General features: G+C 74.6%; 21 protein-coding genes. 15 read left to right on the top strand and 6 right to left on the bottom strand.

Translation table 11 applies throughout. The features are described from left to right. The first annotated feature begins 106 nt into the window (after positions 1–106). The 3 genes from ACFYY2_RS22470 to ACFYY2_RS22460 all read left to right on the top strand — a co-directional run bounded on the left by ACFYY2_RS22470 (position 107) and on the right by ACFYY2_RS22460 (position 2,859). Complete coding sequence (locus ACFYY2_RS22470; protein ID WP_388745588.1) at positions 107–1,090, top strand: ABC transporter ATP-binding protein; 984 nt, start codon at positions 107–109, stop codon at positions 1,088–1,090. 49 nt (positions 1,091–1,139) lie between these two features. Beyond that, on the top strand, positions 1,140–1,991 hold the full coding sequence (locus tag ACFYY2_RS22465) for an ABC transporter permease (protein WP_388745537.1): 852 nt from the start codon (positions 1,140–1,142) through the stop codon (positions 1,989–1,991). A gap of 109 nt (positions 1,992–2,100) precedes the next feature. Continuing rightward, a complete protein-coding gene (locus tag ACFYY2_RS22460) occupies positions 2,101–2,859 on the top strand; it encodes an ABC transporter permease (RefSeq protein WP_388745535.1) in 759 nt (252 codons plus the stop codon). Between the two features lie 16 nt (positions 2,860–2,875). On the opposite strand, the gene ybaK is transcribed toward ACFYY2_RS22460, so the two are convergent. The 4 genes from ybaK to ACFYY2_RS22440 all read right to left on the bottom strand — a co-directional run bounded on the left by ybaK (position 2,876) and on the right by ACFYY2_RS22440 (position 7,040). After that, a complete protein-coding gene (gene ybaK / locus ACFYY2_RS22455) occupies positions 2,876–3,376 on the bottom strand; it encodes a Cys-tRNA(Pro) deacylase (protein WP_388745533.1) in 501 nt (166 codons plus the stop codon). 16 nt (positions 3,377–3,392) lie between these two features. After that, positions 3,393–4,169: an LON peptidase substrate-binding domain-containing protein gene (locus ACFYY2_RS22450; protein ID WP_388745531.1), complete on the bottom strand. Its 777-nt coding sequence runs from the start codon at positions 4,167–4,169 to the stop codon at positions 3,393–3,395. An 11-nt stretch (positions 4,170–4,180) separates the two neighbouring features. Then, a complete protein-coding gene (locus ACFYY2_RS22445; protein ID WP_388745529.1) occupies positions 4,181–5,215 on the bottom strand; it encodes a hypothetical protein in 1,035 nt (344 codons plus the stop codon). Positions 5,216–5,438: 223 nt separating this feature from the next. After that, positions 5,439–7,040 (bottom strand): oxidoreductase, encoded by a 1,602-nt coding sequence (locus ACFYY2_RS22440; protein ID WP_388745527.1) that lies wholly within the window; start codon positions 7,038–7,040, stop codon positions 5,439–5,441. A 161-nt stretch (positions 7,041–7,201) separates the two neighbouring features. On the opposite strand from ACFYY2_RS22440, the gene hisD reads away from it, so the two are divergent. The 9 genes from hisD to ACFYY2_RS22395 all read left to right on the top strand — a co-directional run bounded on the left by hisD (position 7,202) and on the right by ACFYY2_RS22395 (position 14,029). Next, a complete protein-coding gene (hisD, locus tag ACFYY2_RS22435) occupies positions 7,202–8,524 on the top strand; it encodes a histidinol dehydrogenase (RefSeq protein ID WP_388745525.1) in 1,323 nt (440 codons plus the stop codon). After that, a complete protein-coding gene (locus ACFYY2_RS22430; RefSeq protein ID WP_388745523.1) occupies positions 8,521–9,639 on the top strand; it encodes a histidinol-phosphate transaminase in 1,119 nt (372 codons plus the stop codon). Before hisD ends, ACFYY2_RS22430 begins: the two co-directional genes overlap by 4 nt. Continuing rightward, positions 9,636–10,229: an imidazoleglycerol-phosphate dehydratase HisB gene (hisB, locus tag ACFYY2_RS22425; protein WP_388745521.1), complete on the top strand. Its 594-nt coding sequence runs from the start codon at positions 9,636–9,638 to the stop codon at positions 10,227–10,229. The genes ACFYY2_RS22430 and hisB overlap by 4 nt, the downstream gene beginning before the upstream one ends. Further along, positions 10,226–10,381: a hypothetical protein gene (locus tag ACFYY2_RS22420; RefSeq protein ID WP_388745519.1), complete on the top strand. Its 156-nt coding sequence runs from the start codon at positions 10,226–10,228 to the stop codon at positions 10,379–10,381. Before hisB ends, ACFYY2_RS22420 begins: the two co-directional genes overlap by 4 nt. Positions 10,382–10,400: 19 nt before the next feature. Then, positions 10,401–11,042 carry an imidazole glycerol phosphate synthase subunit HisH gene (hisH, locus tag ACFYY2_RS22415; protein ID WP_388745517.1) on the top strand — a complete coding sequence of 214 codons (642 nt, stop codon included), beginning with the start codon at positions 10,401–10,403 and terminating at the stop codon, positions 11,040–11,042. After that, positions 11,042–11,767: a bifunctional 1-(5-phosphoribosyl)-5-((5-phosphoribosylamino)methylideneamino)imidazole-4-carboxamide isomerase/phosphoribosylanthranilate isomerase PriA gene (gene priA / locus ACFYY2_RS22410; protein ID WP_388745515.1), complete on the top strand. Its 726-nt coding sequence runs from the start codon at positions 11,042–11,044 to the stop codon at positions 11,765–11,767. The genes hisH and priA overlap by 1 nt, the downstream gene beginning before the upstream one ends. Next, positions 11,764–12,162, top strand: coding sequence for a RidA family protein (locus ACFYY2_RS22405; protein WP_388745513.1), 399 nt, complete (start codon positions 11,764–11,766; stop codon positions 12,160–12,162). Before priA ends, ACFYY2_RS22405 begins: the two co-directional genes overlap by 4 nt. Continuing rightward, on the top strand, positions 12,159–12,914 hold the full coding sequence (gene hisF, locus ACFYY2_RS22400) for an imidazole glycerol phosphate synthase subunit HisF (protein WP_388745511.1): 756 nt from the start codon (positions 12,159–12,161) through the stop codon (positions 12,912–12,914). Before ACFYY2_RS22405 ends, hisF begins: the two co-directional genes overlap by 4 nt. Before the next feature lie 185 nt (positions 12,915–13,099). Then, positions 13,100–14,029, top strand: a complete 930-nt coding sequence (locus ACFYY2_RS22395; RefSeq protein WP_388745509.1) for an alpha/beta hydrolase family protein — start codon at positions 13,100–13,102, stop codon at positions 14,027–14,029. A gap of 60 nt (positions 14,030–14,089) precedes the next feature. On the opposite strand, the gene ACFYY2_RS22390 is transcribed toward ACFYY2_RS22395, so the two are convergent. Next, the gene (locus ACFYY2_RS22390) at positions 14,090–14,869 is read right to left on the bottom strand and encodes an alpha/beta fold hydrolase (RefSeq protein ID WP_388745507.1); all 780 of its coding nucleotides are present in this window, start codon (positions 14,867–14,869) and stop codon (positions 14,090–14,092) included. A gap of 162 nt (positions 14,870–15,031) precedes the next feature. Between ACFYY2_RS22390 and ACFYY2_RS22385 the strand changes: the two genes are divergently transcribed. From ACFYY2_RS22385 to ACFYY2_RS22375, 3 genes are all read left to right on the top strand, one after another. Further along, on the top strand, positions 15,032–17,824 hold the full coding sequence (locus tag ACFYY2_RS22385; RefSeq protein ID WP_388745505.1) for an AAA family ATPase: 2,793 nt from the start codon (positions 15,032–15,034) through the stop codon (positions 17,822–17,824). 127 nt (positions 17,825–17,951) lie between these two features. Then, positions 17,952–19,340, top strand: coding sequence for a PucR family transcriptional regulator (locus ACFYY2_RS22380; protein WP_388745503.1), 1,389 nt, complete (start codon positions 17,952–17,954; stop codon positions 19,338–19,340). 309 nt (positions 19,341–19,649) lie between these two features. Then, positions 19,650–21,254, top strand: coding sequence for a cation acetate symporter (locus tag ACFYY2_RS22375; RefSeq protein WP_388745501.1), 1,605 nt, complete (start codon positions 19,650–19,652; stop codon positions 21,252–21,254). 27 nt (positions 21,255–21,281) lie between these two features. On the opposite strand, the gene ACFYY2_RS22370 is transcribed toward ACFYY2_RS22375, so the two are convergent. Then, positions 21,282–21,914 (bottom strand): TIGR03085 family metal-binding protein, encoded by a 633-nt coding sequence (locus tag ACFYY2_RS22370; protein ID WP_388745499.1) that lies wholly within the window; start codon positions 21,912–21,914, stop codon positions 21,282–21,284. Positions 21,915–21,964: the final 50 nt, after the last annotated feature.

Raw genomic sequence — 21,964 nt, 5'->3', positions numbered from 1 at the left:
AAAGGGCGGCGCTGCCCGGCCCCGGGCGCAATCCGGGGCATCCGACCCCGTAGTCTCATTCCTCGTGAGTACGGGCACAGCACAGGCACAGACCGGGACCGGGACCGTGTGCGCGGTGCGTGATCTGGTGAAGACCTATCCCGCCGTCCGCGCCCGGCGCGGCCGGGCCGCCACGCCCGAGGTGCGCGCCACCGACGGTGTCCGCCTCGACGTCGAGCGCGGCGAGATCTTCGGCCTGCTCGGGCCCAACGGCGCGGGCAAGACCACGCTCGTGCGCCAGCTCACCGGGCTGATGCGCCCGGACTCCGGGTGCGTCGAGGTGCTGGGGCACGATCTCGTGCGCCACCCCGAGCGCGCCTCACGGCTCATCGGCTATCTGGGCCAGGAGTCCACCGCCCTCGACGAGCTGACCGTGTCGCTCGCCGCGGAGACCACCGGGCGGCTCAGGGGCCTCCCGGTGCGCCAGGCGCGGGCCGCGCGCGACGACGTGCTGGAGGAGCTGGGGCTGACCGCGCTCGCCGGGCGCCCGCTGAACAAGCTGTCCGGCGGCCAGCGGCGGCTCGCCTGCTTCGCCGCGGCGCTGGTCGGCGAGCGCCCTGTCCTGGTGCTGGACGAGCCGACGACCGGGATGGACCCCGTGGCCCGGCGCGCCGTCTGGTCCGCCGTGGACCGGCGCCGGGCGGAGAACGGCGCGACGGTCCTGCTCGTGACCCACAACGTGATCGAGGCGGAGACGGTCCTTGACCGGGTCGCCGTCATGGAACGCGGCAGGGTCATCGCCTGCGACACGCCGGCCGGGCTCAAGGAGCGGGTGGCCGGCGAGGTCCGGGTCGAACTGGTGTGGCGCGAGCGGGCGCCGCTGGACGTCCCCGAGGTCGCCGCGCTGCGCGCCCTGGCGCAGGAGTCCGGGCGCCGGTGGGTGCTGCGGCTCGGGCCAGACGAGGCGCGGGCCGCGGTGGCCGCGGTGACCGGCGGGGCGGCGTTCTCCTCGCTGGACGACTTCACCCTGGCCACACCCAGCCTGGAGGACGTCTATCTGGCGCTCGGCGGGGACGCGGCCAGGGCCACCGAGGGACTGGTGAAGGCGTGAGCGTCAGCGTGTCGGGATACGAGCCGGAGTCGAACGGGAGCAGTGCCAGGTGACGAGCATCGTTCCCACGGAGTCCGCGAAGACGACGGGACCGAAGGCGGCGCGGACCTCCGCGGTACGGACCGGAGGGGCCGCCCGTACCGCGCCCGCCGCCCTCGCGCCGAGGGCCGGGCTGCTGCCCTCGCTCGCGGCCGTCTACCGGGCGCAGCTCTCGCGGGCGAGGGTCGCCCGGATCCCGCTGCTGTTCGTCGCCACGTTCCAGTCCGTCGGGATCATGGTGCTGATGCGCGGGGTCGTCGACGGCGGCGCGGAGGCGCGGGCCGTGGTCGCGGGATCGAGCGTCCTGGTCGTGGCCTTCGTCGCGCTGAACCTGCTCGCCCAGTACTTCGGCCGGCTCCGGGCCGACGGCGGCCTCGACCACTACGCCACCCTGCCGGTCCCGCCCGCCGCGGTGGTGCTGGGGGCCGCGGGTGCGTACGCCTCGTTCACGGTGCCGGGCACGATCGTCACGGCGGTGGCGGGCAGTGCGCTGTTCGGGCTGCCCATGACACACCTCTGGGTGCTCGTCGCGGTCATCCCGCTCTCCGGCGCGGCGCTCTCGGGGCTGGGCGCCGCGCTCGGGCTGCTGGCACCGAGGCAGGAGCTGGCGACGCTGCTCGGGCAGCTGGGCATGTCCGCCGCGCTGCTGCTGGGCGTGCTGCCCGCCGAGCGGCTGCCCGGCCCCGTCGGCTGGGCGCGTGACCTGCTCCCGTCGACGTACGGCGTCGAGGCGCTGTCGCGCTCGTTCGACGCCCACCCCGACTGGGCGGTCGTCGGCCTGGACCTCGCGGTGTGCGCGGCCGTCGGCGTGCTGTCCCTGGCCGTCGCCACCTGGGCGTACCGCCGGGCGGCCGTGCGCTGACCCGTGCCCGCCGGGGTGCGGCGGGTCCGGCCGCGCCCGCGCGGCGGTGAGGTCCGTCCGGCGGCGGTCCGGTGAGGCGGCACGCGGGGCGGCCTGGCACGATGGCACCGTGACAGCACCGTTGACGCCGCCGCACCAGCCCCAGCCCCACGACCCGTGGCAGGATCCGCCGTCCGGGTCCCACGCCGTGCCCGGCGGAGAGAAGCCGGAGGCGTCCGAGCGGCGCGCGGAGCTGCGCCAGGGCGCCGTGATCGCCGCACTGCTGACGGTCGCCGGTGTCGCGCTCGGGCTGCTGTGGCTGCTGCTGGCGCCCCGGGTGCCCCTGGTCTCCGACGAGACGGCCGTGTTCCTGAAGAACAGCGAGGGCGAGCAGGCCATCGGAGCCGACGGCACGTTCGTCCTGCTCGCCCTGGCCTTCGGTCTGGTGTCGGCCGTCGCCGTCTTCCTCTTCCGCCGGCGCGGCGGCATCCCGCTCGTGGTGGGGCTCGCCCTGGGCGGGCTGCTCGGTTCCCTGCTCGCGTGGGGGATCGGCACCTGGTTCGGGCCGACCTCGGACGTGGTCGCCCACGCCAAGGAGGTCGGCCAGGGCGTCACCTTCGACGCACCCCTCGAACTGCACGCGGTCGGGGCGGCGATCCTCGCCTGGCCCATCGCGGCGATGATCGTGCACCTGGGCCTGACGGCACTCTTCGGCCCCAGGGACCCCGAGCCCGAATGGGGCGTGCCCTACGGGGAGCCCCCGACGGCCGCGCCGGACCCCTCGGCCCCGCCCGCCCCCGCGGGGCCCGCGTCGGCGTTCGGTCCGGGGCCGGTGGGTCCCGACCCCGAGCACGGCGGTACGCCGGGACAGCCGCCCGAGCGCTCCTGACGGGCCGCCGCGCGGGTCAGCCGCGGCCGATCGGGGCCAGGGCCGCGCCCGTCAGGGCCGCCAGGTCCGACGGCGACAGCTCGACCTCCAGACCGCGGCGGCCCGCCGAGACGCAGATGGTCGGGTGCGCCCCGGCCGACGCGTCGAGCACCGTGCGCAGCCGTTTGCGCTGGCCCAGCGGGGAGATCCCGCCCCGTACGTAGCCCGTGGTGCGTTCCGCCGCGGCGGGGTCGGCCATGGCCGCCCGTTTGCCGCCCACCGCCGACGCCAGGGCCTTGAGGTCCAGGGAGCCGGCGACCGGGACGACGGCCACGACCAGCTCGCCGTCCACATCGGCGACCAGGGTCTTGAACACCCGGTCGGGCGGCACCCCGAGCGCCTCGGCGGCCTCCTCGCCGTAGGACGGCGACGACGGGTCGTGCGCGTAGGAGTGGACCGTGAACGCGGTGCCGGCCGAGGTCAGGGCGACGGTGGCCGGGGTTCCGCCGGACTGCTGTTTCCTGGACTTCTTCGCCACCGGGCCGCTCCTCGGGTCAGTTGGGGTGCGTGGGGGCGCGGGTCAGGTCGATCGCGGGCAGCGACGGCAGGTGCCGGATGACCGCCGTCTCCTTCCGCAGCAGCGCCAGCTCCTCGCGCAGCCGGGTCGCGGTGTCCGGCGCCTGGAGGAGCCGCTGTTTGGAGGGCACGTCCAGTACGGCCGCCGCGGCCACCAGGTAGGAGACCACGGACGGGTCGTCAGGAAGGTCGGCGCCGGTCGTCAGGGACCGCTCGCTCGCCCCCGCGAGCCGCTTCTGGTAGCTGAGGAAGGCCCGCAGGACCCCCTCGGCGAGGGCCCCGGCCTCGTCCGCGGCCTCGTCCTCCCCCTCGGCGGCCCCCGGATCCTCGGGCAGTTCCTCGACCTCCGCCGTCAGGAACGGGCCGCTCGTGTCGACGGAGAGCAGCCTGACCCGCGTCGTGCCGGTCGCCAGGACCTCGAAGCTCCCGTCGGCACGCTCGCGGATCGTCGCCGCGTCGGCGACGCAGCCGACCCGGTGGAAGGTCTGGATGGGATCGGGACCGAAGCCGTCGGCCGGCGCCCGCTCCTCGGGGGGCGCGGCGGAGACGGTGTCCGGCATCCCGGTGGCCGTCGGCGCGGTCTCGCGGCCGTCGCGGATCGCGACCACCACGAACCGGCGCGGTTCGTCCTCGTCGATCGCGAGCAGTTCGCGCATCATGGCGCGATAACGCTCCTCGAAGACGTTGAGCGGCAGCACGAGGCCGGGGAACAGCACCGCGTTCAGCGGGAAGAGTGGCAGGCGAGCGGTGGTCACAACGGGCAAGCCTAATGGCCGCGGCGCCCGCTGTGTTCCGGCCTGCGCCGCGGACACCCGGAAGGCGCCGCCCGGCGCCGGGTGTCCGCCCGCGCGTCGAGGAAAGCGCCCAGCGCCTCGCCGGCCACCGAGGCCCACGGGAACGACGTGGCGTGGGGCCCGATCAGCCGGAACTGCTCCAGCGCCTCCGTCGTGCGGCCCCTGGCCACCAGGACGTAGGCGAGGAGGTTGCGGACCTCGGCCGGCCAGGGGTCACCGGCGGGGAACCCGGCGGACAGCCCGATCGCGAGGTCGGCGGCGGCGTCGATCCGGTCCCGCTGCACCGAGGTCGTCCGCGCGGCGGCCTTCTCGTCCCGCAGCAGCGCGAACGCCGCCCGTACGGGGAGCGCCTGCACCAGGGAGTCGGCGGCTGCGTCCTCCGCCGCCCGCTCGGCGAAGTCGAAGCACTCGCGGTGCGAGCCGTACCAGGCGGCCGAGAGGTACCGCAGCGCCGCGACATGGCTGCCGTAGTGGTGCGGGGAGCGGCGCACGGCCTGCTCCCACAGCGATTCGAAGACCGTGTGCGGGGCGTGCGTGCCGCGGGCGTGGTCGAGCGCGAGGCGCCACGGCACGGGGTCTCTCGGGTCGGCCTCGGCCGCCGCGGTGATCTGCGGGCCGACCTCGCGCAGCAGCTCGGCGTGCGCGGGGGACTCCCAGGCGCGGCGCACCGCCAGTTCGGCCTTGACGAGCAGGGCGTCCGGATCGTGCGGGGAGGCGGCCAGCCAGCCGGTCAGCCAGCCGTCGCGGCCGCGGGCGAAGGCGGTGAGCCGGGACAGGCTGCGGTCGCGGGTCTCCCAGTCGGCGGCGTCCCTGGTCGTGGCCAGCAGCTTGGCCGCGGGGCCGAAGTCGCCCAGGGCCGCGGCGACCAGCGCGGGGGAGAGCTGCTCGTCGGGGGCGTCGAGCAGCACCGCGTCGTCGGACGGCAGCCCGGCCGCGTGCCCGGGGCCGTACCGGAACGTGCGCGCGGAACTCAGCAGTGCACGGAGGGAGACCATGGTGCAGACCATTGAAAAGCGCAGGTCGGGACGGCGCCAGAGGGCCGCTGTGAAGCTTCTGTGGCGAGTGGGAGGGTTGCCCTGCGTTGAGTCAAGAAAAAGCAAAGGAAACGTTCCACTTCGGCTCGTTCCCGACGGTACGGTGCTCGCGCACCGCCCGTCCTGCCGGGTCTCGACAGACCTTTCGAACCCCTGGGGCGGCAAGGATCCGCCGGGGCCGGAGGGGCGGCGGCGGTCAGCCGCGCCGCAGGAGCCGGGAGGCCCCCGCCGCCACCGTCGTGGCCAGTATCCAGCCCAGCAGCACGAGCGCGGCGGCCGTCCACTGCCAGCCGCCCTCCAGCAGCCAGTAGCCGTCCTGCCCGAGATCGATCACCGGCACCAGCAGATCCAGTGCGTAGAGCGCGGGATTCCACTGCGGATGCTCGGTCCCCTTGATCGACTCCGGGCGGTACTGCGAGAAGGCCACCGCCCCCGCAGCCCACAGCACCGCCATCCACACCAGCGCGCGGCCCGGACGGTAGCCGTACGCCACCGTCCAGTCCTGCAGATAGCCCCAGATCCTGCCCGCGAGCGGGAGTGTCTCGCGCCTGCGCCGCTGCTTGGCCAGCAGCACCTCGCGGGCGTCGGCGTCCTCGCCGCAGTTGCGCATCACCGTCGCGAGGCGCTCGTAGGGCTCCGGCACGTACTCCGGCGTCGCGGCCAGGACCCACTCCAGGCGCCGGGAGAGCGGGAAGTGGCCGTACGGGACGAGGTTCTCGTAGACGAAACCGCTCATCGACAGGCCGCCCGGGCCGGGCCAGCTGGTCGACACGTCGATCAGCGTCACGACCTTCGCGCCGTTCAGCACGACCCTGCCCTCGCTCGGCCGCTCCGCGTTGAAGCGCAGCTCCGGGGTGACGATCCTGCGCAGCGACAGCTCCTCGCGTCCGGTGAGGGCGAACCGGGCCTTGTGCAGGTCCACCGCGTCCCCGAACCGCCCGTCGTCCAGCCGCACGGCCCCCCGGCACTCGAAGACCTGGGCCCGGGTCCCGCGCGCCGGGCCGCCGCCGCGCGCGATGCCGTACGGCGGTGTGGTGCCCTGGTTCCCCGTCTCGACGCTGACCCAGGCCTCCGTCATGTACAGCGAGCGCTCCACGGTGAGCTGCGGGGCGTTCAGCGCCCGCCGTCCGTCCGAGGCGCGCAGGCGGCTCCCGCGCAGGCTCAGCGACCCGCCGACCTTCGCTCCGCGCAGGCTCAGCTCGCCGCGCGTGTCGATCATCTCGGCCTGCAGGTCCTGCGCCACCGACATGCCGTCGCCGACGAAGGCACGGCCGCGCCGGTCCGGTCCGGCGAAGAGCTGGTTGATCAGCAGGTCCGTGCCGATCTGGGCGTCGGTCAGCCGGATGCCGCGCTCGATGCGGCAGCGCGGCAGGTGCAGGTCGCCCTCCGTGTGCAGCCGGGCCGCGTCCAGGCGCGGCACCGCGCAGCCCACCATCCGCAGGGTCGTGAAATGGCACTCGGGCAGGACCACCTCCTGCTCGAAGCGGCAGCCCGTCAGCTCCACGTACGGCGAGACACGCCCGCCCGCCAGGTCCAGCTTCCCCGTGATGCGCACCCCCCGGAGCTTCAGCGCCGCCACCCGCCCGGGCCGCGCCGCCGGCCCGCTCAGCAGCAGCCTCGCCACCGTCCTCGCGCCGACACTCCGTTCGGGCCCCCAGACGAGCGGCGCGAACGGATCGTCACGCACCGGGTCGTGGGAACGCAGATCGTAGGTCGTGCCGTTCCGGAACGACTGCCACATGCCCAGCTCCGCCGCGCTGAGCCCGTCCGGGATCTCGCCGTCGTGCGGTTCGGTCACCGCCCCACCTCCGCCCCGCGCGGATCGCCCCGCGCTTCGTACAGCCGTTCTTCCCGCTGTGTGACGACGTGAACGCTAACGGTCAGCAGTGACAGCCGGGGCATGTATCAGCCAGTGATACGGGCGACCGGGCGCCGTAACCGGTCTGAGAGAATTGCGGTGTGATCTCTCGAATCGATCTGCGCGCCACCGCCCTCCCCGAGGGCGGCGCCCTGCGCGACCTGCTGCCCCGTGCCGAGTTCGACGTGGAAGCCGCCCTGGAGACGGTGCGGCCCATCTGCGAGGACGTACGCCATCGTGGCTCGGCGGCAGTGATCGACTGGGGAGAGAAGTTCGACGGCGTGCGGCTGGACTCGGTCCGGGTCCCCGCCGAGGCCGTCGACGCGGCCCTGGAAGCCCTCGACCCCGCCGTGCGCGCCGCACTGGAGGAGTCGGTCCGCCGCGCCCGCCTCGTCCACCACGAGCAGCGCCGCGCCACGCACACCACCCAGGTCGTCCCCGGCGGCACCGTCACCGAGAAGTGGGTGCCCGTCGAGCGCGTCGGGCTCTACGTCCCCGGCGGCCGCTCGGTCTACCCCTCGTCCGTCGTCATGAACGTGGTCCCGGCCCAGGAGGCGGGCGTCGAGGGCATCGCCGTCGCGTCCCCGCCGCAGAAGGAGTTCGGCGGCCTGCCGCACCCCACGATCCTCGCGGCCTGCGCCCTCCTCGGCGTCGACGAGGTGTACGCCGCCGGCGGCGCCCAGGCCGTCGCGATGTTCGCGTACGGCACCGAGGACTGCCCGCCCGTGAACCTCGTCACCGGACCCGGCAACATCTACGTCGCCGCCGCCAAGCGCCTCCTCAAGGGCCGCGTCGGCATCGACGCCGAGGCCGGCCCCACCGAGATCGCGATCCTCGCCGACGCGAGCGCCGACCCCGTGCACGTCGCCGCCGACCTGATCAGCCAGGCCGAGCACGACCCCCTGGCCGCCGCCGTCCTCGTCACCGACTCGGAGGAGCTCGCCGCGGCCACCGAGGCCGAACTGAAGCCCCAGGTCGCCGCGACCCGGCACGTCACCGACCGGATCGGTCCCGCACTGGCCGGCCGCCAGTCCGCGATCGTCCTCGTCCGGGACATCGAGGACGGACTCAGGGTCGTCGACGCCTACGCGGCCGAACACCTGGAGATCCAGACGGAGAACGCCGCCGCCGTCGCCGACCGGGTCCGCAACGCGGGGGCCGTCTTCGTCGGCCCCTGGTCGCCCGTCTCCCTCGGCGACTACTGCGCCGGCTCCAACCACGTCCTGCCCACCGGCGGCTGCGCCTGCCACTCCTCGGGCCTCTCCGTGCAGTCCTTCCTGCGCGGCATCCACATCGTCGACTACACCCGCGACGCCCTCGCCGAGGTCACCCACCACGTGGTGACCCTCGCCGAGGCGGAGGACCTCCCCGCCCACGGCGCCGCGCTCAAGGCCAGGTTCGGCTGGAAGGTTCCGCAAGCGTGACGAACAGCACCAACGCCTGGGACGCGCTCCCGATCCGCGACGAGCTGCGCGGCCAGTCCCCGTACGGCGCGCCCCAGCTCGACGTGCCGGTCCGGCTGAACACCAACGAGAACCCCTACCCGCTGCCCGACGCGCTCGTCGACCGCATCGCCGAACGGGTCCGCGAGGCCGCCCGCGACCTCAACCGCTACCCCGACCGTGACGCCGTCGAGCTCCGCACCGAGCTCGCCCGCTACCTCACCCGCACCGCCGGACACGAGGTCACCGCCGCCGGAGTCTGGGCGGCCAACGGCTCCAACGAGATCCTCCAGCAGCTCCTGCAGACCTTCGGCGGCCCCGGGCGCACCGCGATCGGCTTCGAACCCTCGTACTCCATGCACGCCCTCATCGCCCGCGGCACCGGCACCGGCTGGATCTCCGGCCCGCGCAACGAGGACTTCACCATCGACGTGGAGGCCGCGAGGAAGGCCATCGCCGAGCACCGGCCGGAAGTCGTCTTCATCACCTCGCCCAACAACCCCACCGGCACCGCCGTCGACGCGGACACGGTCGTCGCGCTGTACGACGCCGCCCAGGCCGCCCGGCCCTCGATGGTCGTCATCGACGAGGCGTACGGCGAGTTCAGCCACCACCCCTCCCTGCTCCCGCTCATCGAGGGCCGCCCCCACCTGGTGCTCTCGCGCACCATGTCCAAGGCCTTCGGCGCCGCGGGCCTGCGCCTCGGCTACCTCGCCGCGGCCCCGGCCGTCGTCGACGCCGTGCAGCTGGTGCGCCTGCCCTACCACCTGTCCTCCGTCACCCAGGCCACCGCGCTCGCCGCCCTGGAGCACACCGATACGCTGCTCGGGTACGTCGCGCAGCTCAAGAGCGAGCGCGACCGGCTGGTCGGCGGGCTGCGGGAGCTCGGCTTCGCCGTGACCGACTCGGACGCCAACTTCGTCCAGTTCGGCCGCTTCGCCGACAGCCACGCCGCCTGGCGGGAGATCCTCGACCGGGGCGTCCTGGTCCGGGACAACGGCGTACCGGGGTGGCTGCGGGTCTCCGCGGGGACCCCGGCAGAGAACGACGCGTTCCTCGATGCGGTGCGCGAACTGAAGAAGGAGCACGACGCATGAGCCGCGTAGGCAGGGTGCAGCGGACCACCAAGGAGACCTCCGTGCTCGTCGAGATCGACCTCGACGGCACCGGCAAGGTCGACGTCGCGACCGGGGTCGGCTTCTACGACCACATGCTCGACCAGCTCGGCCGGCACGGACTCTTCGACCTCACGGTCAAGACCGAGGGCGACCTGCACATCGACTCGCACCACACCATCGAGGACACCGCCCTCGCGCTCGGCGCGGCCTTCAGGCAGGCGCTCGGCGACAAGGTCGGCATCTACCGCTTCGGCAACTGCACGGTCCCGCTGGACGAGTCGCTCGCCCAGGTCACCGTCGACCTCTCCGGCCGCCCCTACCTGGTGCACACCGAGCCGGAGAAGATGGCGCCGATGATCGGCGAGTACGACACGACGATGACCCGGCACATCCTGGAGTCCTTCGTCGCGCAGGCGCAGATCGCGCTGCACGTCCACGTCCCGTACGGCCGCAACGCCCACCACATCGTGGAATGCCAGTTCAAGGCACTGGCCCGCGCGCTCCGTTACGCCAGCGAGCACGACCCGCGCGCCGCCGGCATCCTGCCCTCCACGAAGGGCGCGCTGTGACCGGCCTCAACACCATTCTCATCGTCGTCGGCCTGTTCCTGGCGGGCGGCGTCTACTCCTTCTGGAAGCAGGGGATGCCCAAGGGCGTCGTCGTGCTCCTCGGAATCGGCTCCGTGATGTGCCTGGCCGCGGGCGTCCTGCGGATCCAGTGACTCCGGGATTGAGGAATCTGTGAGCGACAAGAAGAAGATCGTCGTCTTCGACTACGGCTTCGGCAACGTCCGTTCGGCGGAGCGGGCCCTCGCCCACGTCGGCGGGGACGTGGAGATCACCCGGGACTTCGACACCGCCATGAACGCGGACGGACTGCTCGTCCCCGGCGTCGGCGCCTTCTCGGCCTGCATGACGGGCCTGAAGCAGGCCCGCGGCGACTGGATCATCGGCCGCAGGCTGTCCGGCGGCCGGCCCGTCATGGGCATCTGCGTCGGTATGCAGATCCTGTTCGAGCGCGGGATCGAGCACGGCGTGGAGACGGAGGGCCTCGACGAGTGGCCCGGCACCGTGGGACCGCTCAAGGCCGACGTCGTCCCGCACATGGGCTGGAACACCGTCGAGGCTCCCGAGGACTCCCGGCTCTTCGCCGGCCTGGACCGGGACGAGCGCTACTACTTCGTGCACTCGTACGCGGCGCACGACTGGTCCCTCGAAGTGACCAACGCCAAGATCCGTGCCCCCAAGGTCACCTGGGCGACGCACGGAGAGCGGTTCGTGGCGGCCGTCGAGAACGGCGCGCTGTGGGCCACCCAGTTCCACCCCGAGAAGTCCGGCGATGCCGGCGCCCAGCTGCTGACCAACTGGATCGAGACGCTGTAATGCCGAAGCTTGAACTGCTCCCCGCCGTAGACGTCCGCGACGGCCAGGCCGTCCGCCTCGTGCACGGTGAATCCGGCTCCGAGACCTCCTACGGCTCCCCGCTCGACGCGGCCCTCGCCTGGCAGAGCTCCGGCGCCGAGTGGCTGCACCTCGTCGACCTGGACGCCGCGTTCGGCACCGGCGACAACCGCGCCCTGATCGCCGAGGTCGCCGGCGCGATGGACATCAAGGTGGAGCTCTCGGGCGGCATCCGCGACGACGCCTCGCTGGAGGCGGCCCTGGCCACCGGCTGCCGCCGCGTCAACCTCGGCACCGCCGCCCTGGAGACCCCCGAATGGGTCGCCAAGGTCATCGCCGAGCACGGTGACAAGATCGCCGTCGGCCTCGACGTCCGCGGCACGACCCTGCGCGGACGCGGCTGGACCCGCGACGGCGGCGACCTCTACGAGACGCTCGCCCGCCTCGACTCCGAGGGCTGTGCCCGCTACGTCGTGACCGACATCGCCAAGGACGGCACGCTGGAGGGCCCCAACCTGGGCCTGCTGCGCGACGTCTGCGCGGCCACCGACCGGCCCGTCGTCGCCTCCGGCGGCGTCTCCTCGCTGGCCGACCTGCGCGCGATCTCCCTGCTCGTCCCGGAAGGCGTCGAGGGCGCGATCGTCGGAAAGGCGCTGTACGCCGAGGCGTTCACGCTGGAGGAGGCACTGAAGGCGGTCTCCGCATGACGGACTCCGTACGCCGCGTCTCCTCGGACGCCCCGTGGGAGGAGAAGTTCGGCTACTCCCGTGCGGTGCAGCTCCCGGGCGGTCTGGTCCTCGTGTCCGGATGCACCTCCGTGGTCAAGGGCGAGATCGCGGAGGGCGGACCCTACGAGCAGGCCGTCGCCTCCTTCCAGGCCGCCTTCGACGCGCTCAAGCAGACGGGCCTGGGGCGGGAGGACGTCGTCCGTACCCGGATGTACCTCACGCACGCCCGGGACGTGGACGAGGTCGGCCGCGCCCACAAGGAGCTGTTCGACGACGTCCGCCCCGCGGCCTCGATGATCGTCGTGGCCGGCCTGGTCGACCCGTCGCTCGTCGTCGAGGTCGAGGTCGAGGCCTACCGAGCGGGTGAGCGATGAGCCTCGCCGTAAGGGTCATCCCGTGCCTGGACGTCGACAACGGCCGGGTCGTCAAGGGCGTCAACTTCCAGAACCTGCGCGACGCGGGCGACCCCGTCGAGATGGCCAAGCTGTACGACGCCGAGGGTGCCGACGAGCTGACGTTCCTCGACATCACCGCGTCCAGCGGTGACCGCGAGACGACCTACGACGTGGTGCGCCGCACCGCGGAGCAGGTCTTCATCCCGCTCACCGTCGGCGGCGGCGTCCGCACCCCCGACGACGTCGACAAGCTCCTGCGGGCCGGCGCCGACAAGGTCGGCGTCAACACCGCGGCCATCGCCCGCCCCGACCTCGTCCGCGAGATCGCCGAGCGGTTCGGACGGCAGGTGCTCGTGCTCTCCGTCGACGCCCGCCGCACCCCCTCGGGCGGCTTCGAGGTCACCACGCACGGCGGCCGCAAGGGCACCGGCATCGACGCGGTCGAGTGGGCGCACCGGGCCGCCGAGCTCGGCGCGGGGGAGATCCTCCTCAACTCGATGGACGCCGACGGCACGAAGGACGGCTACGACACCGAGATGATCGAGGCCGTGCGGGCGCACGTCACCGTCCCCGTCATCGCCTCGGGCGGTGCGGGCCGGTTGGCGGACTTCGCCCCGGCGGTCGGCGCCGGTGCCGACGCGGTCCTGGCCGCGTCCGTCTTCCACTTCGGTGACCTGCGGATCTCCGAGGTCAAGGGCGCGCTGCGGGAGGCCGGCCACCCGGTCCGCTGACCCGCGCGGGGGAGCGGCGGGAGCCGAAGACCGGCGATCTCACCGATGCCGGGGCCCGGGGCGCACCGCGAGAGTGGCGGCGTCAGCGAATGACGGCGCCACCCACGCGGTGCACCCCCGAAGCCCCGGACGAGGGCCGGGGACCGGTGCGTGCGGTGCCGCCCCGACCGAGAGGATCCCCCCTCGTGCAGCAGCACCTCCCCTCCGGCGACACCTCCCCGCGCCACCGGATACCGAAGAGCCGCTCCCGTACGGTCAGGCTCGCCGTGGCCGCCGCCGCGGCCACCGCCGGGCTGGTCACCGCCCTGATACCGGGAGCCCAGGCCGCGGACAACCCGTACGAGCGGGGGCCCGCCCCGAGCAACTCCAGCATCGAGGCGAGCCGCGGCTCCTACGCGACCTCGCAGACCACCGTCTCCTCGCTGAGCGTCAGCGGGTTCGGCGGCGGCACGGTCTACTACCCGACGTCGACCTCGGACGGCACCTTCGGGGCGGTCGTCATCTCGCCCGGGTTCACCGCCTACCAGTCGAGCATCGCCTGGCTCGGCCCGCGCCTGGCCTCCCAGGGCTTCGTGGTCTTCACCATCGACACCAACTCGACCGTGGACCAGCCGGCCAGCAGGGGTGACCAGCTGCTCGCCGCCCTGGACTACCTCACGCAGAGAAGCTCGGTCCGTACGCGCATCGACGCCTCACGGCTCGGTGTGATGGGCCACTCCATGGGCGGCGGCGGCACCCTCGAAGCGGCGAAGGACCGGCCGTCGCTCCAGGCGGCCATCCCGCTGACCGGCTGGAACACGGACAAGACCTGGCCCGAGGTGCAGACACCGACCCTGGTCATCGGGGCGGACGGCGACACGGTCGCACCGGTGGCCACGCACTCGGAGCCCTTCTACAACTCGCTGCCGAGCTCGCTGGACAAGGCGTACCTGGAGCTGCGCGGGGCGTCCCACTTCACCCCGAACTCCTCCAACACGACGATCGCGAAGTACAGCATCTCGTGGCTGAAGCGCTTCATCGACAACGACACCCGCTACGAGCAGTTCCTCTGCCCGCTGCCGTCGACGAGCCTGACCATCGCGGAGTACCGGGGCACCTGCCCGCACAGCTCCTGACCACGGGGGAACCGGGGGCCGGACCGCGCGTACCGCGGTCCGGCCCCTCCACGTGTGCGGTCAGGCTCCGTCGCGGGAGAGGAACGCCGCGATGCTCCCGGCGAACCCGGGATCGCGTACGGCCGTCAGATGATCCCCCGGGAGCACGGTCAGCTCCGCGCCCGCGATCGCCGAGGCCAGCACCTCGGGCCGGGTCGCGAGAGGGTCGTCCGCTCCGGCGAGCACCAGCGTCGGGACGCGGATCCGGTCCAGCGGCAGCGCGTCGCGGTGCACCGAACGTATCTGCGCGGCCAGCGCCTGCCGGTCGCCGCCCGCCGCGTCGGCCAGGACGCGGAAGGCCCGGGTCCGCTCGGGCGCGTCCGCCGCGTCCTCGGCCGTCAGCGCCGCCGACACCAGGTCCGGCGGGATCACCCGGGTGTCGAGCCCGCCGACCTCCACCGCACCCGCGCCGATCCCGCCCACGACGAGACGGCTGATCCGGGCGTCCTGCGCCGCGGCGAGGATCGCGACCACGGCGCCCATGGAATATCCGGCCACATGCACCCGGTCCGCGCCGATCCGGTCGATGAGCAGCCGCACGTCACGGGCCATCAGCGACTCGCCGTAGTGCGCGTCGGTGTGCGGCCCGTCCGACTCGCCGTGCCCGCGCGCGTCCGGGGCGCAGACCTGCCGCCCCCGTGCCACCAGCGCCTCCACGACCCCCGGACCCTCCCAGTTCAGCCGGGCGTCGACGGCGAAGCCGTGGAGCAGCACGACCGGCGGCAGGTCGCCGTCCGGATCCCGTGACCAGGACCGGTACCGCAGGGTCAGGCCGTCGTGCGTGCGCAGTTCATCCGTCATGCGGCGACGCTACGGGCGCGCCGCACCGGAACGCGCCGGGTCTGTGCCCCCGCACAGTGCCCCCGCCGTTCTGTTGGGAGCCCGCACCGCTCCGGGCCGCGCGGGAACCAGGAGCGGACGCGCACCTTCCGACGCTGTTTACGCGGAAGTAACGTCGATGAGGTGACCCCATCGACGACCGTGCACAGTCCGCCCCGGCTGTACGGCCGCAGCGGCGAACTCGCCATCCTCGACACCCTGCTGGGACGGCTGCGGGCAGGTGACGGCGGAGCACTCGTGCTGACCTCGCCGCCCGGCCTGGGCCGCACCGCCCTGCTGCGACGCGCCGCCGCCGAGCACCTCGCACGGCACGGGGGGACCGTGCTGTACGCCGCGGCCGCCCCCACCGAGCAACGGCTGCCCCGCAGCGGACTGCACGCCCTCCTGTGCTCCGCCCCGCGCCCCCTGCCCGACACGCTCCTGCGGTCGGGCGTCACGCCGGGCGGCCTCCTCGCCGTGCTGCGGGGCCTGGGGGCGGAGGATCCCCTGCTGGTCTGCGTCGACGACGCGCACGCCTGGGACCCGGACTCGCGCGCCGCACTCGGCTTCGCCGCCCGCAGACTCGGCGCGGGCAGCCGCGTCGCGGTGGTGATCGGTTCGGCCGACGAGACCGCCTTCGCCGGACTGCCCGCGCTGCGCCTCGCCCCGCTCGACGACGACGCGGCGACCGCGCTGCTCGACTCGCTCACCGCGGGCCGGGGTGACGTCGACCCCGTCGTACGCAGCGAGCTGCTGCGGGAGGCGGCCGGCAACCCGCGGCTGCTGGCCGGTCTCGCCGGCCGCCTGACCCCGGGTCAGCTGGCGGGGCGCACGGCGCTGCCGTATCCGCTGCCCGGGGCCGAGAGCGTCCTCGACGCGCACGCCGGACACCTGGCCGGGCTCTCCGCCGACACCCACACCCTGCTGCTGCTCGCCGCCGCCGCGGAGGAGCACGAGCCGGACGGCGCCGGGTCCGACGCGGCCCTGCTGCTGCGGGCCGGTGCCCGGGCCGGGCTCGCCACCGCGCAGCTCGACCGGGTGCTGTTCGCCCCGGCCGGGACGGCCGGAGCCCTGCAACGAGCGGGCAGCCGCGTGCACTTCAGCCATCCGCTGCTGCGCCGCGCGGTCCTGCACCGGGCTCCGCCCGGCCGCCGGCGTGCGGTGCACGAACTGCTCGCGGGCCTGCTCACCCGGCCCGGATCGCCACCACTGCCCGCCCTCGTCCAGCGGGCCTGCGCGGCGCCCGGGCCGGACGCGGCCCTCGCGGAGCGGCTGGAGGCGGTCGCCGTCGCCCCCTACCCGCACGGCGAACGCTCCGCCGCGCTGGCCCGCGCCGCCGCGCTCTCCACCGACGACTCCCTGCGCGCGGCACGCTTCGCCGCCGCGGCCGAGCAGGCGAGGCTGGCCGGTGACACCGGACGGGCCCGCGCCATGCTGGCCCGCGTCGGCCCGCACCTGGCCGGAGGGGCCGCGCCCTACGTACGCGGCATGCTCGCCCTGCGCGACGGGCCGGCGGCCGACGCCCGCGAAGCGCTTCTGACCGCCGCCGGACTGCTCGCCCCGCACGATCCGCGGCGCACCCTGGACGCCCTGTTCGGCGCGGCGGAGGCGGCGTGGGCCATGGGGGACGCCATCGCCTACCTCGACGCCATGAACCGCGTCCCCGTGGCGGCCGCCGACCGGCCCATGGCCCAGTACCGTGCCGGCATGTGCGCCGTGCTGGCCGGCCACCCCGGCCGAGGGCACGCGCTGCTGCGGTGCTGCCTGGACTCCGCCGACCGCACCGACGACGCGGGTGAACTCCTGCGCGCGGCGGCCTCGGCGCTGGTGCTCGGCGAGGTCGAGGCCGCCTGCCGGGCGGGCGCCCGCGCGCTCGCCGCCGTGCGCACCCGGGGCCCCGAGTCCCTGCTGCCGCACGCACTGGAACAGCTCGCGTACGCCGAACTGCGGACCGGCCGGCATGCGAGGGCGCGGGCGCACGCGCTGGAAGGGCTGCACGCCGCGCGGCGCACCGGGCAGCCCAACGCCGCGACCCACCTGCACGCCGTGCTCGCGCTCGCGGCGTCCGTGGAGGGGCCGGCCGAGGCGTGCGCCGCCCACGCCGACGCCGCTCTGGCCGGTGCGGGACCGCACGGACTCGCCCAGGCGGCCATGCTCGCCACCTGGGCGGTCGCCCGCGCGGACCTGGCGGCCGGGCGGCCCGGCGAGGCGGCGGCCAGGCTCGGGCCACTGGTCAGGCCCGGTCCGGGGACCGGGCACTTCGCCACCCGGATGCTCGCGGTGCCGTGCTACGTCGAGGCGATGGTGCTCTCCGGGCGCGCGGACGAGGGAGCCGGAGAACTCGCCGCGGCTGTCCGGGAGTTCGCCCTGTGGACCGCCCGCACCGTCGATCCGCAGGTCCCGGCGCAGCTGGCGCGCTGCCGCGCTCTGCTCGCACCGCCCGGCGAGGCCGCGGCGCGCTACGAGGAGGCGCTGGTCCACCACGACCGGGCCGGCCACGACTTCGAGCGCGCCCGCACCCGGCTGCTCCACGGCCAGTTGCTGCGCCGGCTGCGCCGCACCCGCGAGGCGCGCGGCCCGCTGCGCGACGCGCTGGTCGGCTTCGAGCGCTGCTCGGCCCGTGCGTGGGCGGACCGGGCGAGCGGGGAACTGCGCGCCGCCGGCGAGGCGGTGGACGGCCCGGCCCGGGGCGGGCCGGGGCCGTTGGCCGGGCTCACCCCGCAGCAGCAGCGGATCGCCCGTTGCGTCGCGGAGGGAGCGACCAACCGCGAGGTGGCGGTGCGGCTCTCGGTGAGCCCGAGGACCGTCGACCACCATCTCCGCAACGTGTTCTCGGCGCTGGGGATCCGGTCGCGGACCGAGCTCGCGCGGCTGCTCGACCGCGGGTCCGGGGCGAGGTTGCAGGACCGTGATGAGAAGAACCGCGCACACCCCTAGGTACCGACCGGGCGGTATGCCATTCTGCGGTCGTCAGGATCGATCGGTGTGCGCCCGCCCAACGCCGGGCCGGGCGCACACCGGGGCCGGCCCAACCGCGGCCGGCCGATTCCCGGTGGAGGCCGCCATGCCGCAGGTCGTACGTTCACGGATCAGGGCGCTGCACGGACCGCCCCCCGTCTCACCGATGCCGCACCGCTCCCGGTCCCTGGCCGACCGTGAGGCCGTAGCGGTACTCCACCGGGCGGCCCGCGTGCTGCTGGACGCGCTGCCGGAGCTCACCGACCGGCTGGTCGAGGCGCTCAGGGAGCAGGTGCCCGCCTACCGCGCCGCGATGGAGACCGAACCGGCCGAGATCTGGCAGGAGGTCCACCACTCGCTGCGCCACAACATCGCCTCCCTGGTCCAGCCCCGGGAGTTCAGGGAGGCCGCCCACCGCACATCCCGGTGGATCGGCGAGAACCGGGCCGAGCAGGGCGTACCGCTCGACGCGGTCATGCACGCCTTCCGGATGGGCGGGGCGATGGTCTGGCAGGACCTGGTCGACGACACCGCCCGGCGCCACCCGGAGGACACCCGGCTGCTCGTCCACGTCGCGGCGGACGTGTGGAACTTCGTGGACGAGCACTGCGCGGTCGTGGCCGAGGCGTACCGGCAGGCCGAACGCCGGCTGTCCTGGCGCCGCGAGAACCGGCAGCGCCTGATGACGGCGGCCCTCCTGGACGGCACCGCCCGGATCGCGGACCTGCCCGACGCCGCGGTGATGCTGGGCCTGCCGGTGCAGGGACGGTACGCGGTACTCGCGGTGACGGGCGCGCGCCGGACCCCGCACGGTGCGGGGCGGCCGCCGGTCACGCTGGCCGACGGCGTCCAGGCCCTCTGGCACACCGCGGGCGACGTGGAACTGGCCGTCCTCCCGCTCGGTACGGGCGGGCCCGCCGCGGAGGCCGGACTGCCGGCCGGGGAGGAGGGTGCGGCCCCGGCGGCGCCGGCCGCGGGCGGCGCCCCGGCCGGTGTTCCCGGCCCGGGCGCGGATTCCGGCCCCGGTGACGAACTCGCCCTGCTGGCGGCCGGACTGACGGTTCTGCCGGGAACCCGTGTGGGCATCAGCTCCGTGGTCGACGGACTCGCCTCCGTCGGGGACGCGCGCGTCCTGGCCGAGACGGCGCTCCGGGCCTGCCCCGCCTCCGGCGGCACCGTCCTGCTGGACGAACACCTGCCCACCGCTCTCGTCGTGTCGTCGCCCGGCCTGGGAGCCGCGCTGGCCGACCGTGTGTTCGGGCAGCTGGACGCGCTCGACCCCGCGGACCGCGACGTGCTCGTCGAGACGCTGACCGCCTGGCTCGACGCGGACGGGTCCGCGCAGCGGGCGGGGGCCCGGCTGTACTGCCACCGCAACACCGTGCTGAACCGGCTGCGGCGCTTCGAGCAGCTCACGGGGCGTTGCCTGACACGGCCCACGGACGCGGTCGAGGTCTCCCTGGCGCTGGCCGCCCGCCGGCTGCTGGCGGGCTGAACACCCCCGGGCCGGGGCGACCTGCGTGGCGGCCGGCTCCGGCGGCGGGCCGCGCCGGTCCCGGCGGGCCGCGCGGCCGCCGCGAGGCCCGTCGCGCTCCGGACGCCGGGCCCTCGATCCGGGCGGCAACTCCCCTCACGTGGACGGCGGTTCCGGCAGCCGGTCCTGTGCGGACGCACAGATCCGCACCGCAGGCGCTGTACCCGCGCCGCGTCCCGCTCCCGTCCCCTGGGCCGGACGCGACCCGGCTGATGCCATGGCGCGCATGTCCTCAACTGCATACAGAGCCCTGCCGGCGGAGCGGAACCGGTGAGCGGCGCGGTCGACGCCCGGTCCCTGGCCGTGGTCATCTTCCTCGGTTTCGTCGCGGTGTCCCTGCTGTTGTGCGGGCTCGCCGCCGCGGACCAGGACGACCCGGACCACTTCTACGCCGGCGGATCCACCCTCGGTCCCGTCGGCGGTGGACTGGCCATAGCCGGGGACTACGTGTCCGCCGCCACGCTCCTGTCCACCACGGGATCCGTCGCGCTCGCCGGCTTCGACGGACTGCTGTTCGCCCTGGCGACGGTCGCCTCGCTGGCCCTGGTCATGCGGCTGTTCGCCGAACGCCTGCGCCGCAGGGGCGTGTTCACGCTCGGCGACTTCCTCGCCGACCGGCTGGGCGACGGTTCCGTACGCCGGGCACTGGGCGTGGCCACCCTCGTCGTCCTGGCCCCACTGCTGCTGGTGCAGCTCACCACCGCCGGGCACGTCATGACGGCCATGTTCGGACTGCCGGACGGTGCGCTCACCGGCTGCACCGTCGCGAGCGGGGCGCTCATGGTCTGTTACTCGGCCTTCGGCGGCATGCGCGGCACCGGCTACATCCAGATCCTCAAGGTGGCCGTCGTCCTCGGCGCGGTCACCCTGCTCGCCGGGCTCGTCCTCGCGCGCTTCGGCTGGTCCCCGTTCGCCCTGTTCGACGCGGCCCGGGCGGGCAGCAAGGCGGGCGGCGACTACGCGCGCCCCGGGCTGCAGTTCGGGCACGGACTCGCGGGCGGACTCGACCTGGCAGGCTTCCAGATCACCCTGGTGCTCGGCGCCGCCTGCATGCCCCACATCATGATGCGGCTCCACCCGGTCCGCGACGCCCGGACGGCGCGCCGGGCCGGCGTCTGGGCCGTGGCCCCGGTCGCCCTGCTGTGCGCGGGCATCGTCGTGGTCGGCCTCGGAGCGTCCGCCCTCATCGGCCGGGACCTGCTGCGGGCCGCCGATCCGGCCGGCGGCACGGCCCTGCTCATGGTGACGGGCGCCCTGGACCCGGGTGCCGCGGGACCGCGCGACAGCCCGCTGTTCGCTCTCGTCGCCTGCGCCGCGTTCGCCACCACCCTGGCCGCGGTGGCCGGTATCACCCTGGCGGCCGCGTCGTCCGTGGCCCGCGACTTCACGGCGCGGCGGGGCGCCCAGGGCGAGGGCTCGGCCTCGGGCCGGGAGATCCGGCGGGCCCGCTGGGCCGTCGCCGTCATCGGGACGCTCGCCGTGCTGCTCTCGGCGTACACCCACGACCGGAACCCCCAGGTGCTGCTCTCCCTGTCGTTCGCGGCGGCGGCCTCGGTCCTGCCGCCCGTCCTGCTGTACGCCCTCTTCCGCCCGCGCTTCGACGCGCGGGGGGTGCGGTGGACCGTGTACGGGACGCTTCCCCTGATCGCGGTCCTGATGGTCCTGTCACCGGCGTTCTCCGGCACGCCCGTCGCGCTGTTCCCGGAGTGGGACTTCGACGTGTTCCCGCTCCAGACGCCGGGCCTGGTCACCGTCCCGGCGGGGTTCCTCCTCGGCCTGCTGGGGACCGGCCGCGGCCCGGACGCCGCCGGCGAAGAGGCCCGGCGACGCCACCGCCGGCCCCGGCCCGCAGCGGTGCCCGAGCGGACGGGGTGACGGCGGCGGCCGGGCGGGCCCGCGGTCCTACAGACCCAGTTCCGCCGTGTGCAGCCGGGCCAGCGCGTCCTTGTCCCCCTCCAGCTCCACCCGGGCCGCGTCCTGGCGCCCCGCCGCGAACAGCAGCAGTTCGCCCGGCTCCCCGGTGACCGTCACCACCGGGGCGCCCTTGTGGGCCACCACCGTCTGGCCGTCCGGACGCCGCAGCACCAGACCCACCGGAGCCCGGCGGCCCATCATCCGGGCGGTCTTCTCGGTTCGTGACCACAGGACGTCGGCGAAGACGGGGTCCAGTTCCCGCTGCGACCAGTCGGGCTGGGCCCGGCGCACGTCCTCCGCGTGGATGTAGAACTCCACGGTGTTGGCCGCCTCGTCCAGCTGCTTCAGCCCGAAGGGGGACATCCGCGGAGGTCCCGTACGGATGAGCTGGATCAGCTCCTCGTACGGCTTGGCGGCGAACTCGGCCTGCACCCGCTCCAGCCGGTTCTTCAGGGCGCCGAGCAGGATTCCGCCCGCCGCGTCCGCCCGGCGTTCGCGCACCACGACGTGGGCGGCCAGGTCCCGGGTCTTCCAGCCGTTGCACAGGGTCAGGGACTCCGGGCCCGCCGCCTCCAACAGGTCGGCGAGCAGAAGACGTTCACGCTTCGCATGGGTCGACATGCCCGCCAGCGTACGGCCGCCGCACGGGGTCCGCCCAGTGGACGCACGGC

It is taken from the genome of Streptomyces sp. NPDC001822 (assembly GCF_042892135.1).
In the GTDB taxonomy this organism is placed as follows: Bacteria; Actinomycetota; Actinomycetes; order Streptomycetales; family Streptomycetaceae; genus Streptomyces.
This window is presented reverse-complemented; position numbering and strand designations above follow the sequence as displayed.

What these genes read in the sequence shown, in the direction of transcription:
- ACFYY2_RS22405 (WP_388745513.1), top strand. Translation starts at nt 11,764, where the DNA reads ATGACGGACTCCGTACGCCGCGTCTCCTCGGACGCCCCGTGGGAGGAG.
- hisB (WP_388745521.1), top strand. Translation starts at nt 9,636, where the DNA reads ATGAGCCGCGTAGGCAGGGTGCAGCGGACCACCAAGGAGACCTCCGTG.
- ACFYY2_RS22370 (WP_388745499.1), bottom strand. Translation starts at nt 21,914, where the DNA reads ATGTCGACCCATGCGAAGCGTGAACGTCTTCTGCTCGCCGACCTGTTG.
- priA (WP_388745515.1), top strand. Translation starts at nt 11,042, where the DNA reads ATGCCGAAGCTTGAACTGCTCCCCGCCGTAGACGTCCGCGACGGCCAG.
- hisF (WP_388745511.1), top strand. Translation starts at nt 12,159, where the DNA reads ATGAGCCTCGCCGTAAGGGTCATCCCGTGCCTGGACGTCGACAACGGC.
- ACFYY2_RS22390 (WP_388745507.1), bottom strand. Translation starts at nt 14,869, where the DNA reads ATGACGGATGAACTGCGCACGCACGACGGCCTGACCCTGCGGTACCGG.
- ACFYY2_RS22445 (WP_388745529.1), bottom strand. Translation starts at nt 5,215, where the DNA reads ATGGTCTGCACCATGGTCTCCCTCCGTGCACTGCTGAGTTCCGCGCGC.
- ACFYY2_RS22380 (WP_388745503.1), top strand. Translation starts at nt 17,952, where the DNA reads ATGCCGCAGGTCGTACGTTCACGGATCAGGGCGCTGCACGGACCGCCC.